The sequence below is a fragment of the Streptomyces violascens genome (genome assembly GCF_014649955.1).
Lineage (GTDB): Bacteria > Actinomycetota > Actinomycetes > Streptomycetales > Streptomycetaceae > Streptomyces > Streptomyces violascens.
The window spans coordinates 1-25,529 of record NZ_BMUA01000050.1 but is presented as its reverse complement, the minus strand read 5'-3'; the positions used below and the strand labels follow the sequence as shown (position 1 = coordinate 25,529).

20 protein-coding genes and 1 pseudogene are annotated in these 25,529 nt (G+C 71.4%); 12 read left to right on the top strand and 9 right to left on the bottom strand.

Going from position 1 to position 25,529, the window contains the following annotated elements; all coding sequences use genetic code 11:
- Positions 1-141 precede the first annotated feature (141 nt).
- On the top strand, positions 142-2,091 hold the full coding sequence (locus IE206_RS40840; RefSeq protein ID WP_189971615.1) for an APC family permease: 1,950 nt from the start codon (positions 142-144) through the stop codon (positions 2,089-2,091).
- A gap of 22 nt (positions 2,092-2,113) precedes the next feature.
- On the opposite strand, the gene IE206_RS40835 is transcribed toward IE206_RS40840, so the two are convergent.
- Positions 2,114-2,512, bottom strand: a complete 399-nt coding sequence (locus IE206_RS40835; protein ID WP_189971614.1) for a winged helix-turn-helix transcriptional regulator — start codon at positions 2,510-2,512, stop codon at positions 2,114-2,116.
- Positions 2,513-2,620: 108 nt separating this feature from the next.
- Between IE206_RS40835 and IE206_RS40830 the strand changes: the two genes are divergently transcribed.
- Together IE206_RS40830 and rarD are read left to right on the top strand one after the other, a co-directional pair.
- Positions 2,621-3,478 (top strand): SDR family oxidoreductase, encoded by an 858-nt coding sequence (locus tag IE206_RS40830; RefSeq protein WP_189971613.1) that lies wholly within the window; start codon positions 2,621-2,623, stop codon positions 3,476-3,478.
- A gap of 194 nt (positions 3,479-3,672) precedes the next feature.
- Positions 3,673-4,611 carry an EamA family transporter RarD gene (rarD, locus tag IE206_RS40825; RefSeq protein WP_229853382.1) on the top strand — a complete coding sequence of 313 codons (939 nt, stop codon included), beginning with the start codon at positions 3,673-3,675 and terminating at the stop codon, positions 4,609-4,611.
- On the opposite strand, the gene IE206_RS40820 is transcribed toward rarD, so the two are convergent.
- Entirely contained in the window at positions 4,608-5,636 is a 1,029-nt protein-coding gene (locus tag IE206_RS40820; RefSeq protein ID WP_189971611.1) for a helix-turn-helix domain-containing protein, read from the bottom strand. The genes rarD and IE206_RS40820 overlap by 4 nt on opposite strands.
- Before the next feature lie 66 nt (positions 5,637-5,702).
- Here IE206_RS40820 and IE206_RS40815 point away from each other — a divergent pair, with 66 nt between their 5' ends.
- The 5 genes and pseudogenes from IE206_RS40815 to IE206_RS40795 all read left to right on the top strand — a co-directional run bounded on the left by IE206_RS40815 (position 5,703) and on the right by IE206_RS40795 (position 11,233).
- A complete protein-coding gene (locus tag IE206_RS40815; RefSeq protein ID WP_189971626.1) occupies positions 5,703-6,095 on the top strand; it encodes a cupin domain-containing protein in 393 nt (130 codons plus the stop codon).
- A 982-nt stretch (positions 6,096-7,077) separates the two neighbouring features.
- Positions 7,078-8,709, top strand: coding sequence for a ribosomal protection-like ABC-F family protein (abc-f, locus tag IE206_RS40810; RefSeq protein ID WP_189971609.1), 1,632 nt, complete (start codon positions 7,078-7,080; stop codon positions 8,707-8,709).
- 69 nt (positions 8,710-8,778) lie between these two features.
- Positions 8,779-9,228 (top strand): VOC family protein, encoded by a 450-nt coding sequence (locus IE206_RS40805; protein WP_189971607.1) that lies wholly within the window; start codon positions 8,779-8,781, stop codon positions 9,226-9,228.
- 279 nt (positions 9,229-9,507) lie between these two features.
- A pseudogene (locus IE206_RS40800) lies at positions 9,508-10,491 on the top strand (M28 family metallopeptidase); the annotation flags it as partial.
- A gap of 166 nt (positions 10,492-10,657) precedes the next feature.
- A complete protein-coding gene (locus IE206_RS40795; RefSeq protein ID WP_189971603.1) occupies positions 10,658-11,233 on the top strand; it encodes a flavodoxin family protein in 576 nt (191 codons plus the stop codon).
- On the opposite strand, the gene IE206_RS40790 is transcribed toward IE206_RS40795, so the two are convergent.
- The 4 genes from IE206_RS40790 to IE206_RS40775 all read right to left on the bottom strand — a co-directional run bounded on the left by IE206_RS40790 (position 11,199) and on the right by IE206_RS40775 (position 15,243).
- Positions 11,199-11,804, bottom strand: coding sequence for a TetR/AcrR family transcriptional regulator (locus IE206_RS40790; RefSeq protein ID WP_189971601.1), 606 nt, complete (start codon positions 11,802-11,804; stop codon positions 11,199-11,201). The genes IE206_RS40795 and IE206_RS40790 overlap by 35 nt on opposite strands.
- A gap of 196 nt (positions 11,805-12,000) precedes the next feature.
- Positions 12,001-12,909, bottom strand: a complete 909-nt coding sequence (locus tag IE206_RS40785; RefSeq protein WP_189971598.1) for an ABC transporter permease — start codon at positions 12,907-12,909, stop codon at positions 12,001-12,003.
- Entirely contained in the window at positions 12,896-13,846 is a 951-nt protein-coding gene (locus IE206_RS40780; RefSeq protein WP_226600113.1) for an ABC transporter ATP-binding protein, read from the bottom strand. Before IE206_RS40780 ends, IE206_RS40785 begins: the two co-directional genes overlap by 14 nt.
- 170 nt (positions 13,847-14,016) lie before the next feature.
- A complete protein-coding gene (locus tag IE206_RS40775) occupies positions 14,017-15,243 on the bottom strand; it encodes a LolA family protein (RefSeq protein ID WP_189971596.1) in 1,227 nt (408 codons plus the stop codon).
- A gap of 359 nt (positions 15,244-15,602) precedes the next feature.
- On the opposite strand from IE206_RS40775, the gene IE206_RS40770 reads away from it, so the two are divergent.
- Positions 15,603-16,160 (top strand): hypothetical protein, encoded by a 558-nt coding sequence (locus tag IE206_RS40770; protein ID WP_189971594.1) that lies wholly within the window; start codon positions 15,603-15,605, stop codon positions 16,158-16,160.
- Positions 16,161-16,177: 17 nt separating this feature from the next.
- Here the strand turns inward: IE206_RS40770 and IE206_RS40765 are convergent, their stop codons facing one another.
- On the bottom strand, positions 16,178-17,188 hold the full coding sequence (locus IE206_RS40765; protein WP_189971592.1) for a polyprenyl synthetase family protein: 1,011 nt from the start codon (positions 17,186-17,188) through the stop codon (positions 16,178-16,180).
- 190 nt (positions 17,189-17,378) lie between these two features.
- On the opposite strand from IE206_RS40765, the gene IE206_RS40760 reads away from it, so the two are divergent.
- Together IE206_RS40760 and IE206_RS40755 are read left to right on the top strand one after the other, a co-directional pair.
- A complete protein-coding gene (locus IE206_RS40760; protein ID WP_189971619.1) occupies positions 17,379-18,878 on the top strand; it encodes a peptide MFS transporter in 1,500 nt (499 codons plus the stop codon).
- A gap of 10 nt (positions 18,879-18,888) precedes the next feature.
- Positions 18,889-20,889 carry a CocE/NonD family hydrolase gene (locus tag IE206_RS40755; RefSeq protein ID WP_189971590.1) on the top strand — a complete coding sequence of 667 codons (2,001 nt, stop codon included), beginning with the start codon at positions 18,889-18,891 and terminating at the stop codon, positions 20,887-20,889.
- Between the two features lie 342 nt (positions 20,890-21,231).
- Here IE206_RS40755 and IE206_RS40750 read toward each other — a convergent pair whose 3' ends face one another.
- Complete coding sequence (locus IE206_RS40750) at positions 21,232-22,431, bottom strand: FAD-dependent oxidoreductase (RefSeq protein WP_189971588.1); 1,200 nt, start codon at positions 22,429-22,431, stop codon at positions 21,232-21,234.
- Positions 22,432-22,512: 81 nt separating this feature from the next.
- Positions 22,513-23,748: a carboxylate--amine ligase gene (locus IE206_RS40745; RefSeq protein WP_189971617.1), complete on the bottom strand. Its 1,236-nt coding sequence runs from the start codon at positions 23,746-23,748 to the stop codon at positions 22,513-22,515.
- A 222-nt stretch (positions 23,749-23,970) separates the two neighbouring features.
- On the opposite strand from IE206_RS40745, the gene fahA reads away from it, so the two are divergent.
- Positions 23,971-25,197, top strand: a complete 1,227-nt coding sequence (gene fahA / locus IE206_RS40740; RefSeq protein WP_189971586.1) for a fumarylacetoacetase — start codon at positions 23,971-23,973, stop codon at positions 25,195-25,197.
- Positions 25,198-25,529 lie beyond the last annotated feature (332 nt).

Here is a 25,529-nt window from a genome sequence, read left to right as displayed (position 1 = left end):
GAACGGCAAGGGCGACCTCGCCACCCTGCTCGCCGGCAAGGACACCTGGACCGTCATCGGCTGAACCAGCGGCATGAGAGCCGGGTGCCCGGCCGGGGAGTCTGCATGGACCCCGGGCCGGGCACCCGTTCTCATAGGGGGATGGACCGTCTCGCGTACCGCGTCAAGCGACGCCTGCTCGGCAAGCCCCTCACCACCGAGCGGGTCAGTGAGGAGAAGCTGGACAACCGCACGGCGCTCGGCGTGCTCGCCTCGGACTGCATCAGCTCGTCCGCGTACGGCTCCGAGGAGATGCTCCGGGTCCTGGTCCCGGTGGCGGGGGCCGCCGCGTTCTCCCTGCTCATGCCGGTGACCGGGGCGATCCTGCTCGTCCTGCTCCTGCTGACGCTCTGCTACAGCGACGTCGTCATGATCTACACCCGGGCCGGCGGTTCCTACGTCGTGGCCCGCGAGAACTTCGGCCCGACGATCGCGCAGATCGCGGCGGTCGCGCTGCTGGTCGACTACATCGTGACCGTCGCCGTCCAGGTCTCGGCCGGCACCAACGCGATCATCTCCCTCGCGCATCTCGTCGGCGGCGGCCCGACCGCCATGGACCACCTCCAACTCCCCATCTCCGCCGGGGTGATTCTCTTCCTCGCGTACGGAAATCTGCGCGGGGTGCGCGAGGCGGGGCGGCTCTTCGCGCTGCCCGCGTACCTGTTCATGGCGGCCGTCGGACTGGTGCTCGCGGTCTCCGCCGTACGCGGCCTGACCGGCGGGCTGCCCCGGGCCGATCTGCACGCGGCGGGCGTGATCCCGGTCGGCACCCCGGAGAACGGCTGGCTGTACGGGGCCTCGCTGTTCATCGTGCTGCGCGCCTTCGCCAACGGCGGCTCCTCGCTGACCGGCCTGGAGGCGATCTCCAACGGCATCTCGGCGTTCCGCGAACCGCAGGGCCGCAACGCGCGGCGCACCCTCGTCACGATGAGCTGCGTGCTGGGCATCCTGGTCCTCGGCGTCTCGACGCTCGCCCACTTCACGCACGCGGTCCCGTACCGCGACGGCACCCCGACCGTGATCGCGCAGGAGGCCCATTTCGCCTTCGGCGGCGGGGTGCTGGGGACGGCGGGTCTGGTGTTCGTCCAGCTGGCGACGGCACTGGTCCTCTACACGGGCGCCAACACCCCCTTCACCGGCTTCCCGTTCCTGGCCAGCTTCGTGGCCGAAGACCGGTTCCTGCCACGGCAGTTGACCCGCCGGGGCCATCGCCTGGCCTTCTCCAACGGGATCATCGCGCTCACCTTCGTGGCGATGGCCCTGCTCCTTGTGACGCGGGCGAGCGTGGACAAGCTGGTGGCGCTGTACGCGATCGGGGTGTTCACGGCGTTCACGATGGCCGGGGCCGGGCTCACCGCGTACCACTTCAGGCGCCGAGAACGGCACCGCCGACTGAAGATCGGCGTCAACGCCCTTGCGGCCGTGGTCTCGGCGGCGGTCGTCCTGATCTTCGCCGTCACCAAGTTCACGGAGGGCGCCTGGCTGGTGGTCGTGGTGTTCCCGCTCGGGGTGTGGGCGCTGACCCGGATCAACCGTGAATACCGGCGCGAGGCCGCCGCGCTCACCGCCATCCAGGAGCCCGGCGCCGACCGGCCGCACGCCCGGCGGCACTTGGTGTTCGTCCTCGTCGAGACGCTGGACCTGGCGACCATCAAGGCTCTGCGGTACGCGCACGAGGTGCGGCCCGACGAGATCAGGGCCGTCCACTTCGCGATCGACGAGGCGCACGCGCGCAGGCTCGCGGCGTCCTGGGAGGAGACGGCCGCGACCTCGGTGCCGCTGGAGCTGGTCGAGTGCCCCGACCGGCGGCTGCGGCACGCCATGGTGGAACTGGCCGGCCGCACCACCGAGGACGGCTCGACCTCGCTGACCGTCCTGGTCCCCCGGCGCCTCTACACCAACGCGCTGGGCAAGCTGCTTCACCGGGGCACGGCCGAGGAGATGGCGAAGGCCCTGGAACACCTGCCGTCGGTGGCGGTGACGATCCTGCCCTTCGACGTGTCGCGCGCCCTGCACTCCCTGGAGGCGGGCCACGAGCCCCAACCCGACTGATCAACAGGCCAGCTCGACTGATCTACAAGGACGTTGACTCGCGCGCCGCGTCATAGGCGGCCCGCGCCCGCTCCACGTCGTCCATCCGCACGTCGGTCCAGCGGGCAAGCGCCCGCACCTGCTCGGCGGCCTCGCGGCCGAGCGGGGTGATCGAGTAGTCGACGCGGGGCGGGATCACCGGCTTGGCGTCCCGGTGCACGAAGCCGTCGCGCTCCAGCGTCTGAAGGGTCTGGGCGAGCATCTTCTCGCTGACCTTGTTCACCCTGCCGATCTGGCGCCGCAGCTCGCTGAAGCGGTACGAGCGGTCGAGCAGCGCGTCCAGGACGAGGACGCCCCACCGGCTGGTGACGTGCTCCAGGACGAGCCGGTGCGGACACATGGCCTCGCGCTTGGCCCAGGCCTCCCTCTCACTTACACCCATATCAGTACCTTACTTCAAAGTGGGTACTTACGAAAGGTTAGCGCAATCCGTAGGGTGGATACCGAAGCAGGGAAATACCCCTTCACCTCCCCTTTTAGGAGCTTTCCCATGAGCATCGTCGTCACTGGAGCCACCGGAGCACTCGGCCGTCTCGTCGTCGACGAGCTGCTCGCGCGGGTCCCGGCGAGCGAGATCGCCGCCGTCGTACGCAACAAGGAGAAGGCCGCCGACCTCGCGGCGCGGGGCGTGGAGCTGCGCGTGGCCGACTACAGCGAGCCCGCCACCCTGGCCGGGGCCTTCCGGGCCGGCGACCGGGTGCTGCTCATCTCGGGCAGCGAGGTCGGCCGGCGGGTGCCGCAGCACACCGCGGTGATCGAGGCCGCGAAGGCCGCGGGCGTGGCCCAGCTCGCCTACACCGGCATCCTCGGCGGCCCCGACGCCGACTTCGCGCTCGCCGACGAGCACAAGGCCACCGAGCAGCTGATCCTCGACTCGGGGCTGCCGTACACGTTCCTGCGCAACGGCTGGTACACCGAGAACTACACGGCCAACCTCGCCCCGGTCCTGGAGCACGGCGCGGTCGTCTCCAACGCGGGCGAGGGCCGCATCGCCTCGGCGGCCCGCGCGGACTACGCGGCGGCCGCGGCCGCGGTGCTGACCGGCGAGGGCCACCTGGGCAAGGCGTACGAGCTGAGCGGCGACGTGGCGTGGTCGCTGGCCGAGTACGCGGCCGAGGTCTCGGCCGCCTCCGGCAAGCCGGTCGCGTACACCTCCGTCGCCCCCGAGGCCCACCTCGCCGTCCTGACCGGTGCGGGTCTCCCCGCCGCCTTCGCGGAGATCCTGGTCGACGTCGACCACGCCATCGAGCGGGGCCGCCTGGCCGGCACCTCGGGCGACCTGACCCGCCTGATCGGCCGCCCGACGACGCCTCTGGCGGCGACGGTGCGTGCGGCGCTCACCGCGTAACAAGCACCGTCAGGACCGTATCGCGGAACGGACATGACACCGCGGCCGCTCGGGCGCTACCTTCTGCCTTCGGTGGGATCGCCTTCTATGGGATCGCCTTCCGTGGGATCGAGCGCGCGCAGGGAGGGCCAGTGGCCAAGGTGTCGGCGGGACAACAACGGACCGGACTGCTTTACGGGATCGGCGCGTACGGAATGTGGGGGCTCGTCCCCCTGTTCTGGCCGCTCCTCAAGCCCGCCGACGCCATCGAGATCCTGGCCCACCGCATGGTGTGGTCCCTGGCGCTCGTCGTCGTGGTGCTGCTCGTGATGCGGCGCTGGGCGTGGATCGGTGAGCTGGTGCGCCAGCCGCGCAGGCTCGGCCTGATAGCCGTGGCCGCCGTCGTGATCACGGTCAACTGGGGCGTCTACATCTGGTCGGTCAACTCCGGTCACGTGGTGGAGGCGTCGCTCGGCTACTTCATCAACCCGCTCGTCACCATCGCGATGGGCGTGCTGATCCTGAAGGAGCGGCTGCGGCGGCCCCAGTGGATCGCGGTCGGGATCGGGGCCGCGGCCGTGGTGGTCCTGACGGTGGGCTACGGGCGGCCGCCGTGGATCTCGCTGACGCTGGCGTTCTCGTTCGCGACGTACGGCCTGGTCAAGAAGAAGGTGAACCTCGGCGGCCTGGAATCGCTGGCCGCGGAGACCGCCGTGCAGTTCCTGCCCGCGCTGGCCTACCTGCTGTGGCTGAGCGGCCAGGGGCGGGCCACGTTCGGGTCCGAGGGCCCGGGCCACGCGGCGCTCCTCGCCGCGACGGGCGTCGTGACGGCCATCCCCCTGATCTGCTTCGGCGGAGCGGCGATCCGGGTCCCGCTCTCGACCCTCGGCCTCCTCCAGTACCTGGCCCCGGTCTTCCAGTTCCTGCTCGGCATCGTGTACTTCCACGAGGCGATGCCGCCGGAGCGCTGGGCGGGCTTCGCGCTGGTGTGGCTGGCCCTGACGATCCTGACGTGGGACGCCCTGCGCACGGCCCGCGCCGCCCGCAAGGCGCTGGCCTCGGCGATCACGAGCGTGCCGGGGACGCCGAGGGCGCACGGGCTGATCCCGCCGGCCCAGCGGGAGCCGAGGACGCCGGAGGCGCAGGGGTCCTAGTCCCTCGGGGCCCGGGCCGCGAATCTGCTGCGGTACGCGGAGGGGCTGAGTCCCGTCTCGCGTCGGAGCCGGGCGCGGAGATTGGCGGTCGTGCCGAGCCCGCTGAGCCGGGCCACTCGGTCGAGGCCGGGCTCGCCGCGTTCGATGAGGCGGCAGGCGAGGGCGACCCGTTCCGCGGTGAGCCAGGCAAGCGGGGTGGTGCCGAGCTGCTCCTGGAACCTGCGGTGCAGGGTGGCCGGGCTGATCGAGGCGCGGTGCGCGAGGTCGGCGACGCCGAGCGGCTGGTCGAGGCGTTCCTGCGCCCAGGCGAGCACGCCGCCCAGCGAGGTGTCGGGCACGGCGGGGACGGGCCGCTCCACGAACTGGCGCTGCCCGCCGTCCCGGTGGGCCGCGAAGACGAGCCGCCGGCTCACGGCGTTGGCGATCTCGGCGCCGTGATCGGCCCGGATGAGCTGCAGCCCGAGATCGAGCGAGGCCGCGCTGCCGGCGGAGGTGTGGACGTCTCCGTCGTTCACGAACAGCACATCGGGCTGGAGCAGAACGCCGGGGTACCGCTCGGCGAAGGCCCCTGCCCAGCGCCAGTGAGTGGTGGCCCGGCGCCCGTCGAGCACCCCGGCGGCGGCCAGGGTGAAGGCCCCCGTGCAGAAACTGACCAGCCGCGCACCCCGGTCGGCCGCACTCCGCACGGCGTCGAGGACGGCCGGGGCGGGGGCGGTCAGCGGGTCGGGCCGGTTGGGCACGATGAGGGTGTCGGCGGAGTCGACCGCGCGGAGGTCGGCGACCCCGGACAGCGTGAACAGGCCGTTGTGCATCCGTACGGTGGGCGCGGCCGCGGCGAGCGTGAAGTCGTACCAGCCGTGCCCGGGCAGGCCGAGCTCGGGCCGCCGCAGCCCGAACAGCTCGGTGGCGACGCCGAGTTCGAAGGGGTTGGACCCCTCGTCGACGATCACGACGACGCGGTGCGGATCGGCGGGGTCGGGCCGTCGGGAGCCTTCGGCGCGATGGTGCGAGGATCGTTGCGGCATGTGCGATTCCTAGCACTCGCGGGGCCGGGGCGCCATGGCGACGATGAGGACATGACTGATCAAGGCATGACTGTCGAGCCTGTTGTTCTTTCGGCCGCGTTCTCGGCGTTCGAGGCGCTGTGGAGCCCTCGGATCGTGGCCCGGGTGAACGACTACGACGTCCGCATCGCGAAGGTGGCGGGCGAGCATGTGTGGCATGCGCACGATGACACGGACGAGTTCTTCCTGGTGCTGGAGGGCGAGCTGAGGATCGCGCTGCGGGACGGGGGTGGGGAGCGGGAGGTGGTGCTGCCCCAGGGGGCGGTGTTCGTGGTACCGCGCGGCACGGAGCACAAGCCGTCGTCGGGGGCGGGCGCATCGATTCTGCTCTTCGAGCCGACGGGGACGCTGACGGTGGGCGACCGTCATGACGAGATCCCACCCCACGTGGACGCAACGGTGGGCCACGCCCTCCCGTAACCCCTTACCCCTCGGAGCTCCACCCCCGAACCCTGGCTCCTCAAACGCCGGGGGGGGTGGGCTGGTTGGGCTGGTGGGGGTGGGCGGCTCAGGGGGGGCGGGCGGCGGTTCGGCTGCGGCGGGGGGGGCGCTCGCGCAGTTCCCCACGCCCCTGGCAGCACCGGCTGCGGGCATACCCGCCTGTCGGAAGCGCCCCCGACACGTCTATCGGCCGCGGACCGTGAATGGCTGACCGCGCAGTTCCCCGCGCCCCTAACAGCGCCCCGTGCGGGCACACCCGGCAGGCGGGAGGCACCCCCGACACGTCCGTCGACCGCGGACCGTGGATGACTGACCGCGCCGTTCCCCACGCCCCTACGCCGGGTTGCCCTGGTGGGGTGGCCATGCGGGCATTCCTGCCGTCAGGCGATCACGGACGTCAGCCCAACTCCAGCCCGTCCGGCGATTGAGGACGAGCGCCCTTAAGGCGCGAACGGGGGTGCGGGGGCGGAGCCCCCGGAGCGGGGGTGCGGGGGACGGCTCCCGGGAGGGGTGCAGGGGACGGAGTCCCCGCCGGGGTCTGGGGCGCAGCCCCAGGGTTCAGCCCATCCAACCCCCGTCACGGGCGGGAGGGCGGGCGAGCTCCTCGGGGGTGCAGGGGGCAGAGCCCCCGCAAGGGGGGGGCTGGGGGCGCGGCCCCCAGGGCTCGAACTTCTCGACGCCCCGCACGGGCGGGCGGGTGGGCGAACCCCCCGGGTCTGGGGCGCGGCCCCAGGAGCTGAGCCGTCCGGCGCCCGGCCGGCGCCCCCCGGGGCACCCGGAAAATCGGGGGACCCGGCGACCCACCGCCGCTACGGTGAACCCCATGTACTCGTACTACTTCTTCCGCTGACCCGCACCGCGCCCAAGCGGCCCGCAGGGGTGCAAAGACAAACCCCCGCCGCGCCGCGACACCGCGCTGCCCTCCGCCAGGAAGAAGCCCCGAGTACCCCAGGGAACAACCATGCGCCCCCGCGCCCACACCAGCCCCTCCCAGCTCGCCCTGACCGCCGTCTCCAAGGCATACGGAGACCGCCCCGTGCTGGAAGACATCTCCCTCACCATCCGCCCCGGCGAGAAAGCCGCCGTCATCGGCGAGAACGGCTCCGGCAAGTCGACCCTGCTGCGCCTGCTCGCCGGAGCCGAGCAACCGGACACCGGCGAGGTGACCGCCGTCTTCCCCGGCGGCACCGCCCACCTCGCCCAGACCCTGGCCCTCTCCCCCGAGCGCACCGTCCAGGACGCCGTGGACCACGCGCTGGCAGAGCTGCGTACCCTCGAAGCCGCCATCAGCGCGGCGGAGTCGCACCTCGCCGACGCCGACGAAGCCCAACTCGCCGCCTACGGCGACCTGTTGACGGCGCACGAAGAACGGGACGGCTACCGTGCGGATGCCCGCACCGACGCCGCCCTGCACGCCCTCGGCCTCGCCCACGTGACCCGCGACCGCGCACTCGGCTCGCTCTCCGGCGGGGAGCAGTCCCGCCTGGCGCTGGCCTGCGTCCTGGCCGCCGCCCCCGAACTGCTGCTGCTCGACGAGCCGACGAACCACCTGGACCGCCAGGCCACCGACTGGCTCGCGGAGCAACTCCTGGCCCACCGGGGCACCTTGGTGGTCGTCACCCACGACCGCGCCTTCCTCGAACGCGTCTCGACGACGATCCTGGAGGTGGACCGGGACCTGCGTACGGTCGTCCGGTACGGCGACGGCTGGGCCGGATACCGTACGGCCCGGGCCGCCGCGCGGCGCCGCCGGGAGCTGGCGCACCAGGAGTGGCGCGAGGAGCTGACCCGCACCCGGGAGCTGGTCGACGCCGCCGGGCAGCGGCTCGCCGCCGGCGGGAAGGACCCCCGCCAGGGCTTCGGCAAGCACCGCCGCTCCTCGGAGGCCAAGCTGTCCGCGCAGGTCAGGTCGGCCAGGACGCGCCTGGACCGGTTGGAGCGGAAGCCGGTCACGGCCCCGCCGCCGCCCCTGCGCTTCAACGCCCGTCTCACTACGGCGGAGGCCGCCCCCGACGGCCCGCTCGTCGAGCTGACCGGGGTGAAGGTCGGCCGCCGCCTCGACGTACCCGGCCTGACCGTCACACCGGGCCGTCGCCTCCTCGTCTCCGGTCCCAACGGCGCGGGCAAGACCACCCTGCTCCGCATCCTCGCCGGCGACCTCGCACCGGAGGAGGGCGATGTGCGTCGGACGAGCCGTCACATCGGTTATCTGCCGCAGGAGTTGAGCCACACCCCGAGCCGCCTCCCCCTCCTCGGTGCGTACGCCGAGGGACGGTCCGGTCTCCCCGAGGAGTACGCCGACGAACTCCTCGCGCTCGGCCTGTTCCGGGAGGAGGACCTGGCCGTGCCGGTAGCCGCGCTCTCCGTCGGGCAGCGGCGCCGGCTCGAACTGGCCCGCCTGGTGACCCGCCCCGCCGACCTCCTCGTCCTGGACGAGCCGACGAACCACGTGTCGCTCGCACTGGTCGAGGAGGTGGAACAGGCCCTCGCCGACTACTCGGGCGCGGTCGTCGTGGTCTCGCACGACCGCCGCTTCCGGTCCTCCTTCACGGGCGACGAGCTGGAGCTCCGCGCCGGAGCAGCAGTGGGCTGACCCGCACCCGCCCGGCCACGGCGCCCGCAATTCGGGACGGGACGCCGTGGCCAGGCTATAAACGAACACATGACCCTGCACTGGAAACTCGTCGTCGACGCCGCCGACCCGCACGCCCAGGCCGACTTCTGGGCCGCCGCCCTCGGCTATGCGGTCGAGGACAACAGCGTGCTGATCAACCGGCTGCGCTCGGCCGGCGCGATCGGCCCCGAGATCACCCTGGAACACGGCGGCCGGATCGCCTTTCGGGATCTGGTCGCCGTCCGGCACCCGGACGATTCCTACGACCCCGAGAGCGGTACGGGGCTCGGCCGGCGCATCCTGTTCCAGCGGGTGCCCGAGCCGAAGACGGTGAAGAACCGGCTGCACATCGACGTCCACTCGGCGCCCGGAACCCGGGAGGCCGAGGTCGACCGCCTGGCCGGGCTCGGGGCGAGCGTGCTGCGCCAAGTGAAGGAAGCCGGAGGGGAGTTCATGGTGATGACCGACCCCGAGGGCAACGAGTTCTGCGTCCACTAGAGCCGGCCGGGTCCACCAAGGCCCCGGCTTTCGATCCCCGTCCACTCAACTGCCCTTCTTTTGGCTCCAGTTGGAGCCAGGGCAGGTCCAAGTGGGGCCGAGTGGAGCCAAGCGAGACTGAGTGGGACCGAGTGGGGCCTCTTCGACCCCCGCGCCTCCTCCGCGTCCGGAATCCGAACACCTCTGGCCGATTTACGTTCTTGACGCCTCCTGTACCCCTCCTTGACCATCGGGCTCACGTTTCCGTCCCATCCCCCCACATGGAACACGGAGCCCCCCATGCACAGCTCCCACTCCCGGCACACCCCGGTCGCGGTCGCGGCGCTCGCCGCCGCCGCCCTAGCCGTCGGCCTGCTCGCGCCGACCGTCCATGCAGCCCCGGCCGCCCCTGCCGCACCGGCCACCCCCGCTCCCACGGCGGTCTCGGCACCCGACATACCCGTCGCCAACGTCAAGGCGCACCTCACCCAGTTCCAGCAGATAGCCAAGGCCAACGGCGGCAACCGCGCCCACGGCCGCTCCGGCTACAAGGCCTCGCTCGACTACGTGAAGGGCAAGCTGGACGCGGCCGGATTCACCACCTCCGTCCAGCAGTTCAGCTCGTCCGGAGCCACCGGCTACAACCTGATCGCCGACTGGCCGGGCGGCGACACCTCCCGGACCGTCATGGCGGGCGCGCACCTCGACTCGGTCACCGAGGGCCCCGGCATCAACGACAACGGATCCGGCTCGGCCGGCATCCTGGAGACCGCGCTCGCGGTCTCGCGGGCCCAGCTCAAGCCCGACAAGCACCTGCGGTTCGCCTGGTGGGGCGCCGAGGAGCTGGGCATGGTCGGATCCCAGCACTACGTCAACTCGCTTGCCGCCGACGACCGTTCGAAGATCTCCGGGTATCTGAACTTCGACATGATCGGCTCGCCGAACCCGGGCTACTTCGTCTACGACGACGATCCCACCCTGGAGAAGGTCTTCAAGGACTACTTCGCCACCCTCTCCCTGCCGACCGAGATCGAGACGGAGGGCGACGGCCGCTCCGACCACGCCCCGTTCAAGAACGCGGGCATCCCCGTGGGCGGCCTCTTCTCGGGCGCCGACTACACCAAGACGGCGGCCCAGGCGCAGAAGTGGGGCGGCTCGGCGGGCAAGGAGTTCGACGCCTGCTACCACGCCTCCTGCGACACGAGCGCCAACATCGACGACACGGCCCTGGACCACAACAGCGACGCCATCGCGTACGCGCTCTGGCAACTGGCCGCCGGGACCCCGTCGTCGTGACGCACACCGTGCCCGCCTCCGCCGGAACGGCGAACGGCGGCCGGACGCCCACCTCCTGACTTCGCCGGCCCGTCCCGTACCGGGCCCCCACGAGATGCATGCGTGTGCATAGAATGCACACGCATGCTTTCTTGGGTTACATACGGAGGGGACCATGGCTCGCGACTTCCTTTTCCTGCTCGGCAGCACCCGCAGCGGCGGCAACACCGAGACGCTCGCCCGGCAGGCCGCCGAGCAGCTCCCGGCGGGCGACACCGCCCGCTGGCTCAGCCTCGCCGAGCTCGAACTCCCCGAGTTCCGCGACCTGCGCCACACCGAGAACCGCGCCCAGGCCGCCCCCACCGGGAACGCGGCGACGCTCCTGGAGGCGACGCTGGCCGCCACCGACCTGGTGATCGCCTCACCGCTGTACTGGTACAGCGTCTCCACCCCCGTCAAGCACTACCTCGACCACTGGGTGAACTGGCTCTACACCCCCGGGCTCGACTTCAAGCAGCGCATGGCGGGCCGCACCCTGTGGGGTGTGACCGCACTCGCCGGCGAGGACCACTCGCAGGCCGACCCCCTGGTGGGGACCCTGCGGAACTCGGCCGCGTACATGGGGATGGACTGGGGCGGGGTGCTGCTCGGCAGCGCCGTCCGGCCCGGCGAAATCGCGGACGACACTCAGGCGGCCGCCCGCGCCAAGACCTTCTTCAGCTCGGTGCCGGAGTCCGCAGCGCGCGCATGACATGGGCCACAAGGGTCTCGATCCGCTGCTCGTCGGGGTACGACCGCCCCAGCGCGTGGCGGTAGTAGAGCGGGCCGTACATCATCTCCACGGCCAGCGGAAGATCGGCGTCCGGGGGCAGTTGGCCCTGCTCCTGGGCGCCCCGCATGCGCTGGTAGACCAGCGCGACGCGCGGGATGACGAGTTCGTCGTTGACCGCCCTGGCGAGCCGCTCGTCGTGCAGCAGTTCGGCGAGAATGCCGGTGTACGCAGGCCCTATCACCGGCGAGGTGAACAGCCGCACCAGGCTTCCGATGTGGGTGCGCAGATCGGCTTCGATGTCACCGGTGTCGGGCAGCGGTGAACCGCTGGCCACCAGCTCGGTCACCGCGTCGAGCAGGATCGCGCCCTTCGTCGACCACCAGCGGTAGATCGTCTTCTTGCTGACTCCCGCCCGGGCCGCGATGGCCTCGATGGTGACCTTTCCGTATCCGTTCTCCGCACACAGTTCGAGCGCGGCCGACAGCGTCGCGCTGCGCGATTTCTCGCTGCGGCGCCTGGGGCTCGGGTCGGAAACGGACGGGGTGATCATGCCCTCACTCTACGAGCACGGCCCGAACCGGATTGACAGTCGGGCGTACGACTCCAACAATGACGCAGGAAACGGAACGTGTCGTGTCGAGCCGTCACGGGGGTCGGCTCGCACGACCGGTCCGTTCCGGACACTTCACGTCCCGTTCTGGACACTGTGCGTCCTGGTTCGGACGTTCAATGGCCTTTTTGGGATGTCACGCCGTGATGTCCCTCGTCGTGAAGCGGGCCCAGGCCGCCGAGCCGAAGACCGCGACGTACAGGGCCTGGAGCTCGAAGTTCTTCACGAGCTGGTCCCAGTAGACGGGCTCGCGCAGAACGTCCGCGAAGGACAGCCAGTAGTGCGGGAAGAGGTACGGCGCGATCGCGGACAGCTGCGGTATCTGGCCCAGGATCTGGACCGTGATCAGCAGCCCGACGGTCGTGGCCATCGCGGCGATCCCGCTGTTGGTCAGCGTCGAGACGAACAGCCCGAGCGCGGCGATCCCGGACAGCGAGGCCGCCACCACCCCGGCGACCGCGACGGCCCGCAGCAGCCCGTCCGCGAAGGAGATCTGCGTGCCGGAGATCGTCGTGACGTCGCCGAGCGGGAAGAGCAGCGCACCGACGGCGAGCGCGGACGCCGCCACCGCGAGCGTGGCTATCAGGCAGAACGCGAGCACCGAGGCGTATTTGGCGAGAAGCAGCCGGGTACGGCCCGCCGGGGCGACGAGCAGATAGCGCAGGGTGCCGGAGTTGGCCTCCCCGGCGACCGCGTCACCCGCCACCACCCCGACCGCCATCGGCAGGAACACCGGCAGGGTGGCCGCGAGGGCCGCGAAGACGAGGAAGAGACCGTTGTTGGTGATCTGCGTGACGAAGGCGGGGCCGTCTCCGCCACCGCCGCCCCGTCCTCCCCCGCCGTCGCCGGTCTGGATCTTCACCGCGATGCCGATCAGGACCGGCACGGCGGCCAGCACCCCCAGCAGTGCGAGCGTGCGCCAGCGGCGCAGCACCGTGACCAGCTCGGAGCGGAACAGACCGAGCGACCACAGGACGCTCGGGTTCCGCTCGGGACCGGGCTCCGGATTCTCGTGCGCTACGTCCACGACCTCAGCCCGCGACATCGAAGCCCTCCCCGGTCAGCGCGACAAAGGCGTCCTCCAGGGAGGCCCGCTCGGCCGCGAAGCCCCGCACTCGCACCCCGGCCTGCACCAGCCCGGCGTTGATCTCGGCCAACTCTGTGCCCTCTGGCGGCAGTTCCGCTGTTACGCGGTTCTCGTCCGCCACCGTTACGTCGGCGATCCCGCGCTCCTTCAGGAGGCGGGCCGCCGCCCCGGTGTCCGGGGTGGTCACCACGAGCCGGCCGCGCGCGTTCGCGGCGAGCTCGGCCACCTCGCCCTGCACGACGAGCCGGCCCTGGTTCATCACAGCCGCGTGCGAGCAGACCTGCTCGATCTCGTCGAGGAGGTGCGAGGAGAGGAAGACGGTCGTCCCGTCCTCGGCCAGCTCTCTGATCAGGGCCCGGATTTCGCGCATGCCCTGCGGGTCGAGGCCGTTGGTCGGCTCGTCCAGGACGAGCAGTTCCCGGCGCTGGAGCAGCGCCGCCGCCAGGCCCAGGCGCTGCTTCATGCCCAGCGAGTACGCCCGCGCCTTCTTGCCCGCCGCCGCCGTGAGGCCCACCCGGTCCAGGGCGGCCGTCACCCGGGCGGTGCGGGTGCGCGGATCGGCGGTGGGATCGGCGGCGTCGTACCGCAGCAGGTTGTCCCGGCCGGACAGGAAGCCGTACAGGGCGGGGCCCTCGATCAGGGCGCCCACCCTGGGGAGCACGGTGCGGGCGGCTCTCGGCATGGCTCTGCCGAGGACGTGCGCGGTGCCGTCGGTCGGGTCTATGAGGCCCATCAGCATGCGGATGGTGGTGGTTTTGCCCGAGCCGTTCGGGCCGAGGAATCCGAAGACGCTGCCGCGGGGGACGGTGAGGTCGAGCCTGTTCACGGCCAGCTGGCCGCCGCGGTATCGCTTGGTCAGGCCGTGCGTCTCGATGGCCGCCGATTCGTTCCCCACCGCGCCCCTTCCCGCTGTGACATTGTGCGGCTCCGCCGCGTGTGGCCTCCGGGGGTTGGGGATGGGCCGAGGTCCGTTCCCGGGGGCGCCGCCCCCGGACCCCCGCTCCTCAAACGCCGGAGAGGCTGAATTCAGTTGGGGGAGGGTGACACCCTCCCCCAACTGTCTTGCTACTTGGCCGAGTTCGCGGCGTCGACCAGTGCGTCCTTCGTCACCGCGCCCACGTACACCTTGCCGTTGTCCGTGATCAGGGCGTTCACCAGGCGGGTCTTGAAGACCGTGCCCGTGCCGAACTTTCCGGAGACCTTGTCGCCGAGGGAGTCCAGGAACTTCTGGGCGTCGCCGCCGCCCTTGGTGTTGTCCGCCTTCGGCATGCCCTTGCCGCCGGTGTCGAGCTCGGCGATGGCGGTCCAGCCCTTGCCGATCACCTTGGTGTTCTTGGCGTTCTTGGCGTCGCCGAAGGCGCCGAGGCCGCCGGGCAGGCTCTGCTCGGGCCGGGACGTCCGCTTCTGCTTGCCGTCGTCCTCGGTGACCTTGGCGCCCTTGGGCGGGCTGAACTTGAAGGTGTCCGCCGACGGCTTCGAGAAGTCGACCTTGGTGAAGCCCGCGTCGACCACGGCCTTGCCGCCCGCGCTCGGCGAGAGCGTGAACTTCAGCGGCACACCCGTCTTGGCGTCCACCGCTATGCGGACCGAGCCGATCGTCGAGCCGGACTGCTTCGGCTTGATCAGGAGCTGGTACGCATCGCGCCCGGCCACCTGGGACGTGCCGTCGACCGACACCGCGGTGGTCGGGTCGACGTTCTTCAGGAACTCGTCGGCCAGCGCCTTCGGCGTGGTCGGCATGCCCGCGTCCGGGGTCTTCCTGCCGTGGCCCTCTGCCGCGTCCGCCGCGGACTTCTTGGAGTGGAAGACCTGGTTGGAGCCGCTGTCGTACGCCCAGACGTCGTTGCCGTTGTGGATCAGGCTGTACTCGGCCGCGTCCTCCAGGATCGACACCTTCTGGCGGTCCGGGCCGTCGGCCGCGACGCGCAGGGTGTGCGTGCCCGAGGCGAGCTCGGTGAGCTTCGCGTCGGGGGACGCCGACTTGTCCGAGCCGCCGCCCTTGGGGGCGAACGAGCCGAGGCTGCCCAGGCCGGGCAGGCCCAGGTCGGTCGTGATCTTCATCGTGCCGGAGAGCTGCTGCGTGTCCGACGCGGCCATCTTCTCGATGAGCTGCTGCGCGCTGATCTTCGGCAGACTGGGGTCACCGGAAGCGGCGAGCGCCGGGACCAGCCCGATGGTCGCCGCCGCAACCCCCGCCACCCCGACCGGGACGAGATAGCGCGCCGCCTTCCGGCGGCCCGCGCCGAGGTCCCTGGCCTCGTCGGTGGCCTGTGCGCTGTCGTTCGGTGCCATGTGTGCCCTACCTCCGTGGTCGGCGGCGTCCGTCCGTCGTGCTCAGTTCCACCCCGCGCCGCCATTCTCACCCGAATTGGTCAGGAGTGGTGCTTCCAATCTGACCAAAATGACCGCCCCGGCGCGTCAGCCCCCGGGAGCAACCTCACGTACCTCTCTGGGATGACAGAACCCCGAGACGATTAGCCCGTCCAGTAGGGGTCGGCGGCGGGTCCGGCCTCCCTGCCGAATCGCCCGGGTCGCCCGAGTCGCAGAATTCGTGGCTCGAAGTGAGCGCCGGGGCGGCCGGATCCGTACCTCTGGATGAGAGCAAGCGGCACCCGTCAAGCCCTGCTGAAGCCCTACCAAGGGGGTTCGCCATGCTCAGGAATCAGCGCATCGCGGTCGGCGCGACGGCCGGGGTCTTCGCCCTCGCGCTCGCCGTCAGTGGATGCGGAAGCGGAAGCAGTAACTCCGGCTCCGGTGGATCGACTTCCACCACCAGCCCCTCCACCAGCGGCAGCACGGCCCAGCCCGCCGCCGGCACCCTCTCCACCGCGAAGGTCGACAAGGTCGGCACGGTGGTCGTCGACGGCAAGGGGTTCGTGCTCTACCGCTTCGACAAGGACACCGCGAAGCCGACGCCCAGGTCGAACTGCTACGGCACCTGCGCCGCCCAGTGGCCGCCCGCCCCCGCGACCGGCAACGTCACGGTGAAGGGCATCGACAAGTCCCTGGTCGGCTCGGTCACCCGCAACGACGGCACCAGACAGCTCACCCTCGCGGGGTGGCCGCTCTACCGGTACGCCAAGGACGACGAGCCGCACGAGGCGTACGGCCAGGGCATCGGCGGCATCTGGTTCGCGGCGACGCCGACCGGCGCGAAGGCCGTGACGAGCGACACCGGCAGCAGCTCGGGAGGCGGCTCCGGCTACTGACGACTCTCGCCGGCCGGTCAGCCCGCGCGGTGCACGACCGCGTCGCAGAGCTCTTCCAGCGCGGACTTCGCGTACCCGGAGGGCAGCGGCGCGAGCGTGGCCCGCGCCTCCTCCGCGTACCGGACGGTGTCCCTGCGCGCCTGCTCAAGAGCCGGGTGGACGCGCAGCCGGCGCAGCGCCTCCGCGTGCCGGGCGTCGTCGCTGAGGTCGCCGTCGAGCAGCGCCACGAGCTCCAGGTCGTCCGGGCGGCCGTACTGGGCGGCCTGCGCCCGCAGGTGCAGCACGGGCAGCGTCGGGATGCCCTCGCGCAGATCGGTGCCCGGGGTCTTGCCGGACTCGTGCGAGTCGCTGGCGATGTCCAGGACGTCGTCGGCGAGCTGGAAGGCGGTGCCCAGGCGCTCGCCGTACTGCGTGAGGATGTCGACGACCGTCTCGTCGGCGCCGGACATCATCGCGCCGAACCGGCCGGAGACCGCGACGAGCGAGCCCGTCTTGCCGGACAGCACGTCGAGGTAGTGGTCGACCGGGTCGCGCCCGTCGCGGGGGCCCGCGGTCTCCAGGATCTGGCCGGTGACGAGCCGTTCGAACGCCTCGGCCTGAATCCGTACGGCCTCCGGACCGAGATCCGCCAGTATGTGCGAGGCGCGCGCGAAGAGAAAATCACCCGTGAGAACCGCGACGGAGTTGCCCCAGCGGGTGTTGGCGCTGTCCACGCCGCGCCGCACATCGGCCTCGTCCATCACGTCGTCGTGGTAGAGCGTCGCGAGGTGCGTGAGCTCGACGACCACGGCGGAGGGCACGACGCCCGGCGCGTACGGATCGCCGAACTGGGCGGCCAGCATCACGATCAGCGGGCGGAATCGCTTGCCACCTGCACGGATGAGGTGCTGCGCGGCCTCCGTGATGAACGGAACCTCGCTCTTGGTGGCATCGAGCAGTCCCGCCTCGACAGCCGCCAATCCGGTCTGGACATCGGCTTCAAGTGCCTGGTCCCGCACGCTCAGCCCGAACGGCCCGACGACGGTCACGAGGGGTACTCCTGTCTGCTGACGATCACACGGATTGTCGATGTGTCGCTGCCTTCACTCAAGTCAGCGTATCGGGTCGCTGTTCGATCACCGTGGGCGCCTTCCCGTCACCCCTCGCGCACAGTCCCCTAGACCCCGGTATGTTCTTGATCAGCTCATACGATCAGGAGTGGACCATTTGTCCGGAACGATGACCGAAACCCCCGACGATCCGGCCGCGGAGCAGCCGCCCCCACAGGACGATCATGCCTTTTTCGGTCAGCCCCGGGGCCTGCTCACCCTCTCCGGCCTGGAGGTCTGGGAGCGGTTCTCGTTCCTCGGGATGCAGGCGATCCTCGTCCTGTACTTCGCCGACTCCGTCGCGAACGACGGCATGGGCATGGACGCGGGCACCGCCGCCTCCGTCTCGGCCGCCTACGGCACGCTCGTCTATCTGGTCTCGGTGGCCGGCGGCTGGCTCGCCGACCGCATCCTCGGCTCGTACCGCGCGGTCCTGTACGGCGGCATCCTCATCGCCTGCGGCCACTACGCGATGGCCGTGCCCACCCCCGCGACGACCTGGGCCGGGCTCGGTCTGATCAGCGCGGGCACCGGCCTGCTCAAGCCCAATGTGGCCTCCATGGTCGGCAAGCTCTACCGCACCGACGACGACCGGCGCGACGCCGGGTTCGCGCTCTACTACATGGGCATCAACGTCGGCGCCTTCGCCGGCCCGCTGATCACCGGCTGGCTCGGCGACCACAAGGGCTGGCACTGGGGCTTCTCGGCGGCCGCGATCGGCATGACCTTCGGCCTGATCCAGTACGTCCTCGGCCGGCGCCACCTGGCCGGACGCAAGCACGCGGCCGAATTCGCCCTGCCGCCCGAGGGCATGCGCCGCGCGGTCCGCCTCATGGTGCTCGGCGCGCTCCTCGTCGCGGCGCTCGCCGTGCTGCTCGCCCTGGGCGGCTGGCTGACGATGGGCCGCTTCGTCGACCTGCTGACGCTGATCTCGGTGATCGCGCCGGCCGTCTACTTCGCGGTGATGTTCGCCAGCCCCCGCGTGACCGCCGAGGAACGCGCCCGTCTGAGGCCCTACGTGGTCCTGTTCCTGGCCTCGGTGGCGTTCAACTTCATCCTGTTCCAGGCGTACTCGACGATGATGCTGCTCGCCTCGACCAACGCCGAGACGACCATCCTCGGCTTCCACTTCCCGGCGAGCTGGTACGCCTCCGCGCTGGGCGCGTTCGAGGTGGCGCTCGCGCCGGTGGTGGCCGCCGCGTGGGCCCGCATGGGCCCGCGCCAGCCGCACGCCTCCAACAAGATCGCCTTCGGTGTGATCCTGGGCGGCCTGTCCTTCCTGCTGATGGTCCTGCCGACGGCCGGGCACGGCGGGGACGCGTACAAGATGGCGGCCTGGTGGATCGTCGGCTCGTACCTGCTGCTCGGACTCGGCGACATCCTGCTCGAAACCTCCGGCATGTCGGCCACCACCAAGCTCGCCCCGAAGGCCTTCGCCAGCCAGACGATGTCGCTCTGGTTCCTCTCCCTCGCGCTCGCCAACGGCATCCAGGCGCAGACCGTGAAGGTGTACGGAAAGGTCTCCAACCCCGCCTACTTCGGCCTGAACGGCGCCATCGCGGTGGCCGTCGGCATCGCCGTGATCCTCGCCGCCCCCTGGCTCAAGCGCACCATGCACCCCGTCCACTGAGGTTGCCGCCATGCACATCCGCACCGAATTCCCGTACGAGACGCAGCGCGAGGATGTCCGGATCCCGCTGCCCGACGGCACGTTGCTGTACGCGCGCGTCTGGCGCCCGGTCACCGAGGAGCCCGTTCCGGCGCTGCTCGAATACCTCCCGTACCGCCTGACCGACTGGACGGCGCCGCGCGACTGGCAGCGCCACCCCTGGTACGCGGGGCACGGCTACGCCTCGGTCCGCGTCGACGTGCGCGGACACGGCTGCTCCCAGGGCCTGCCGGGTGACGAGTACGACGCGACGGAGCTGGCCGACGGTGTCGCGGTCGTCAACTGGCTCGCGCGGCAGCCCTGGTGCACCGGCAAGGTCGGCATGTTCGGCATCTCGTGGGGCGGCTTCAACAGCCTCCAGATCGCCGCCCTCGCACCCGAACCGCTGAAGGCGATCGTCACCGTCTGCTCGACCGACGACCGCTACGACAACGACGTGCACTACATGGGCGGCTCCGTGCTCGCCGTCGACATGCACGCCTGGGCGGCCACCATGCTCGCCTTCGTCTCGCGCCCGCCGGACCCCGCGTTCGTCGGGGAAAAATGGCGAGAAATGTGGCTTGAACGCCTCGAAGCGGTGAAGCCGTTCATCCACACCTGGCTCGCCCACCAGACCCGGGACGACTACTGGAAGCACGGCAGCGTCTGTGAGGACTACGGCGCGATCGACGCGGCCGTCCTCGCGGTGGGCGGCTGGCACGACCCGTACCGCGACACGGTCCTTCGCCTGGTGGAACACCTCCCGCCCGACCGGGTACGCGGCCTGATCGGCCCCTGGTCCCACCAGTACCCGGACCGCGGGCTCCCCCCTGGCCCGGCGATCGGCTTCCTCCAGGAGACCCTGCGCTGGTGGGACCACCATCTGAAGGGCGAGGAGACGGGCGTGATGAAGGAGCCGCTCCTGCGCTCCTGGATCAGCGAGTCGCACCCGCCGGCCACGGTCTACGCGGAGCTCCCGGGCCGCTGGGTGGGCGATCCGGCCTGGCCGTCGCCCCACGTCACACTCGTCTCCTACGCCCTGCGGGGCGCCCCCGTGCGGGTGCGCTCGCCGCAGCACACGGGCCTGGACGCGGGCCGCTTCTTCCCGTTCGGCAACGACGCGGACCTCCCCCCGGACCAGCGCGCCGAGGACGCCCACTCGGCGGCCTTCGACTTCCCGGTACCGGCGGACTCGGGCCCCCTGGAAATCCTGGGCCGCCCCGAGGTCACCCTCCGCCTGCGCATGGACGTCCCGTACGGCCAGGCGATCGCCCGCCTCTGCGACGTGGCCCCGGACGGCTCGTCGACGCTGGTGACGCGGGGGGTGCTGAACCTGTCCGCGCGGCACGGACGCGACCGGGCGGAGCCATGGCCGCTGGGCAGGACGGAGGACGTGGTGTTCTCCCTGAACGGCATCGGGCACACCTTCCCGCCGGGCCACCGCATCCGGCTGGCCGTCTCCTCCGCGTACTGGCCGTGGATCTGGCCGCAGGCCGACTCGGTGGGCTTCACCCTCGACCCGGCGGGCTCCTCCCTCCAACTCCCGCTCAGAGAGCGCACGTCGGACGACACCATCGCCTTCGCCGACCCCGAGCAGTCCGAGCCCCTGGGCGTCTCGTACCCGGCCCCGCTGGACGAGCCGCGCCCCGAGCGCCTGGTCGTACGCGACGTGGCGAAGGGCGAGTGGCGCCTGGAGGTGGATCCGCGGTACGGGGGCACACGGGTGTACCCGGACGGGCTCGAATTCACGGAGGACGCGAAGGAGACGTACACGATCGACGAGTCCGACCCGCTGTCCGCCCGGACCCGCTCGGACTGGCATCTGCGGTTGCACCGGCCGGAGTTGGCGTGGGACGTGACGATCGACACGCGCTCGGAGATCGCGTGCGATGCGGCGGATTTCATCACCTCTGACGAAGTGGTGTGCCGGGAGGGGGGTGAGGTGGTGTTCCACCGGACGTGGGAACGCCGCGTGCCCCGGGACGCGGGGTGACTTCCCCACCCCGCCCCTTCCCTAGACCCTCCGGGGGATGTCATTCGGCTGCGGCCCGGTGGTCGGCTCCTGGGGCTCCGCCCCAGACCCCGTTCGCGCCTGAAGGGCGCTCGTCCTCAAACGCCGGACGGGCTGGATATGGGCTGACGTCCGTGACGGGCGACAGTCCGGGGATGCCTGCTCGGGCACCCTGCCAAGGCCAGCCCTGCCAGGGGGCGCGGGGAACTGCGCGACCAGCCACCCACCGGCCCGCAGCCAAAAGCCGACCACCCTCCTCCTTCCCCCCCCGCAGCCGAATGACATCCCCCGGAGGGTCTCGGGAAGGGGCGGGGTGGGGGAAATTCAGCCCGCTGCCACCGACGCCGCCAGCCGCGGCGACGCGTACTCCGTGCCGCACACGAACCGCATCACCGGCCCGAACGACGACGCGGCCGGAAGCCCGGTGAAGTAAAGCCCCCGCACCGTCGACTGGTACCCCGCGTCCAGCACCGGCGCCCCCCGCGAAGTGGAGAGCTGGGTGCGCAGCCCATGCCCCAGGAAGTCGAGCGCGGCCACGTCCATGCGATAGCCCGTCGCCGCCATCACATGGTCCGCCGACAGCTCCCGCCCCGACCCGCCGCTCAGGGTGAGCACGGGCCGGCCCCCCTCGACCCGGGCCCGCACGATCCGCCGCCCGTCCGTCACCGCCACCCGCCCGGTGAACCGGTCCCGCAGCCACCACGCCCCCAGGGGCCCCAGCACATTGCGGACCAGATAGTGGCGGGCCGGCGCCGGCAGACGGCGGAAGTGGGTCGCGTGGTACGAGAAGGCGTGCAGCGACCACGCCCTGCCGAAGGGCGAGTTGGGGGTGAAGCGGGGCTGCTGGTCGGGGGCCGCCCCGAACCGCACGGCCCCCGCGCCACGCGCCACGATCCGTACGCGAGCCCCCGCCTCGGCCATCAGCACCGCGTTCTCCAGGGCGGACTGGCCCGCCCCGATCACCAGCACCTCACGCCCCGCGAACCCGGACAGGTCGTGGTGCTGGGCGGCGTGCGAGACGGGGCCGGTGGCCGAGGGGCCGTCGGGAACCGCCGCGGCCAGTTCGCGCGGCAGCCGGGCCAGGCCCGAGAGCCCGGTCGCCACCACGACGGCCCGCGCCTCGAAGCTCTCGCCGGAGTCCAGCTTGAGCGCGAAGTGCCCGCCGGGCACCCGGTCCACCGACACCACCCTGACCTGCTCCAGATCGGGGAAGAGCCTCTCGGCGAACCACTGTCCGTACGCCGCGAAGGACTCCACCGGGATCAGGTCCCAGTCCGATTCGAGCCGCCGCACCCCGGTGTCCGCGCAGAAGTCGAGCAGCCCGTACCCCCGCTGCGGCGCGTCGATGCTGGAGGCGACCGGCGTCGACTTGAGGATCATGCCCGCCGGCATGTGCTCCCGCCAGCTCACCATCGGCGAGCCGAAGACGCGGACCGGTATGCCCCGGGCGCGCAGATGGGCGGCGGCGGACAGGCCGAACGGCCCCGCCCCGATGACCGCCACCGGACGTGTCGCAGTGCTCACTCGCAGTCCCCTTCTCGGAATGTGACTCACTCTCGCGCACGGTCTCAACAGCCGTACGGATCAGGTGAGTTGACGCTGAATTTACTTCGTCACCGCGCGGCGGGAGCTCCGCCAGAGCCGGTACAGATGTTGTGCACCGGGGCCCACGAATCGGGCCATCATCGTGAAGAAGGGTCTGAGGTCGTCCCCGGCGACCCACGCGTATTCGGTGCCGGTGGGGCGTTCGGGCGCATGGGGCGTGGTGTATCCGCTGCGCCGGTAGGCGAGCAGCGCGGCCAGGTCGATGTTCTCGACGACATAGCGGTGCCCGGCCCGCTGTTCGCCCTCCGGGACCCGGCGGCCGGTGAGGTGGAGGTGCTGGGCGCGGACGACGTCGACGCCCGCCTCGTTCTCGAAGAGCCGGAACTGGGCGCCCATGCGCGGGTTGAAGTCCAGGAGCTTGTAGCGGCCGTCGCGGCGGTCGAAACGCAGGTCGAGGTCGACGATGCCGGTGAAGCCGATCCGTTTGACGAACTGCTCGGCCAGGGCTGCCAGTTCGGGGTTGTCGACGACGTACGCGTTCGCCGTCATCCCCGCGTGCGGCGGCCAGGACCGCACCTTCACTCCGGTGAACAGCGCGAGCGGGGTGGAGTTCTCGTCGAAGTACGCGTGCACGATCCAGTCCTCGGCCTGCTCGCGCGGCAGGTACTCCTGGAGGATCACGCCGGGCTGCTCGCCCCAGCCGCGGGCCAGCGCGAGCAGGTGCGCACGGTCCTCGATCCGGGTGGTGCCGGGCACGGCCGGCCTGCGCCGCCGCACGAAGGCCTCCCGGTTCTTGGCCACCACCGGAAAGCGCGCGTGCCGTGCGAAGTCCTCGACATCGGCGTACGTCTCGGGAAAGGCGGCCGCCGGGGACGGCACCCCGTGCTCCACGCACAGCTCGTGCAGGCCCTGCTTGCTGGCGAGCCGCCGGGGTAACTCCGGTGCCACGGACGGGAAGAGGAAGAGCTCGGCGAGCTCCTTCTGGTGCTCGGCGATCAGCACCGCGGCCTCTTCGTCGGTCGGGATGAGCACGGCCGGCCGCCCGATCCGCCGGCCGATCCCGAGCAGCCCGTCCACCAGCGCGGCCGGCTCCTCGGCGCCGGTCGTCGGCCAGGCGAAGGCGCGCTCCAGGTAGCGGGAGTGGGCCGCGGGAGTCCAGCGGTCCTCGGTGATCGCGTACATCGGCACCCCGAGTCTGCCCAGACTGCGGATGGCGCCGACTCCTCCGTGATGCAACGGATAGTTCCCGAACTTCACGATCAGTCCCGGTACGTCCCGGTCCGCCCTGAACAGCACGCTACTGCCCGCCACCAGTCCCCCCTCGGGACAGAGAGCCCCCACAGCCCCGCGGGACGCGCGGCCCCCTCGCCTGACGTGCCCCGAGCAGAGACGCTAAGGGGGAATGACCGCTTCCGGAGGCGGAATTTCCGGACATTACGAACTCTTTAGGCACTGCCGCCCCGCGCACCGCCGACGTAACGTGTGACCCACAAACCGTGGAAAGCGAGGCAGGCACCGATGTCCGAGCAGAGCCCGCTCGAACTGGCCGAGGGCGACCCCTTCGGCCCGCACAATCTCCCGTACGGCGTCTTCTCCACGCCGGACCGTCCGGCCGACCGGAGGGTTGGCGTCCGCATCGGCGACCACGTCCTGGACGCGGGGGCGGCGGCGCACGCGCTGGGCTCCCCGTACGCGGCGCTCCTCGCCAAGCCGAGCCTCAACCCACTGCTCGCGGCGGGGCGCACGGCCTGGCGCGACGTGCGCCGGGCGCTGACCGCCTGGGTGACGGTGCCCGCCCACCGCCCGGTCGTCGAGCCCCTGCTGCACCCGCTCTCCGATGTCGAGCTGCATCTGCCGTACGAGGTCGCCGACTACGTCGACTTCTACGCGAGCGAGCACCACGCCACGAACGTGGGCCAGATCTTCCGCCCCGACGGCGCGGCCCTGACCCCCAACTGGAAGCACCTGCCGATCGGTTACCACGGCCGCTCCGGCACGATCGTGGTCTCGGGCACGGAGGTGGCCCGCCCCCAGGGCCAGCGCAAGGCCCCGTCGGATGCCGCTCCCGTCTTCGGCCCCTCGGTGAAGCTGGACATCGAAGCAGAGGTGGGCTTCGTAGTGGGCACCCCTTCGTCACTGGGCTCGCGCGTCGGAGTAGGAGGCTTCGACGACCACGTATTCGGCCTGTTCCTCCTGAACGACTGGTCGGCGCGGGACATCCAGGCCTGGGAGTACGTACCGCTGGGCCCGTTCCTGGGCAAGTCCTTCGCGACGTCGGTGTCGGCGTGGGTGACCCCGCTGGAGGCCCTCGCGGCGGCCAGGGTCTCTCCCCCGGCCCGCGACTTCCCCCTCCTCCCCTACCTGGACGACTCCGCGGAGGAGGTCCCGGGCGGGTTCGACCTCCGGATCACGGTGTCGATCAACGGCACGGTCGTGGCCGAGCCCCCGTTCGCCTCGATGTACTGGACGGCGGCACAGCAGCTGGCCCACATGACGGTGAACGGCGCGTCGCTGCGTACCGGGGACGTGTACGGCTCGGGCACGGTCAGCGGCCCCGAGCGCGACCAGCGCGGCTCGCTCCTCGAACTCACCTGGAACGGCACGGAGCCGCTGGAGCTGCCGACCGGCAAGCGGGCGTTCCTGGAGGACGGCGACGAGGTAACCCTGACGGCGTGGGCGCCGGGGGCGCACGGGGTGCGGGTGGGACTGGGCGAGGTGAGGGGACGCATCACTCCGTCACGCTGAGCCCTCCCCCGCCCCTTCCCGAGACCCTCCGGGGGATGTCATTCGGCTGCGGCCCAGCGGTCGGCTCCTGGGGCTGCGCCCCACACCCCGTTCGCGCCTTGAGGGCGCTCGTCCTCAAACGCCGGACGGGCTGGATATGGGCTGACGTCCGTGACGGGTGACAGGCCGGGGATGCCTGCTCGGGCACCCTGCCAAGGCCAGCCCTGCCAGGGGCGCGGGGAACTGCGCGACCAGCCACCCACCGGCCCGCAGCCAAAAGCCGACCGCATCCAGCCCCCCCCCCATTACCGTTTTCGTTGGCTCCGCAACGGAGCTTCCGGCCTCCGGGGCCG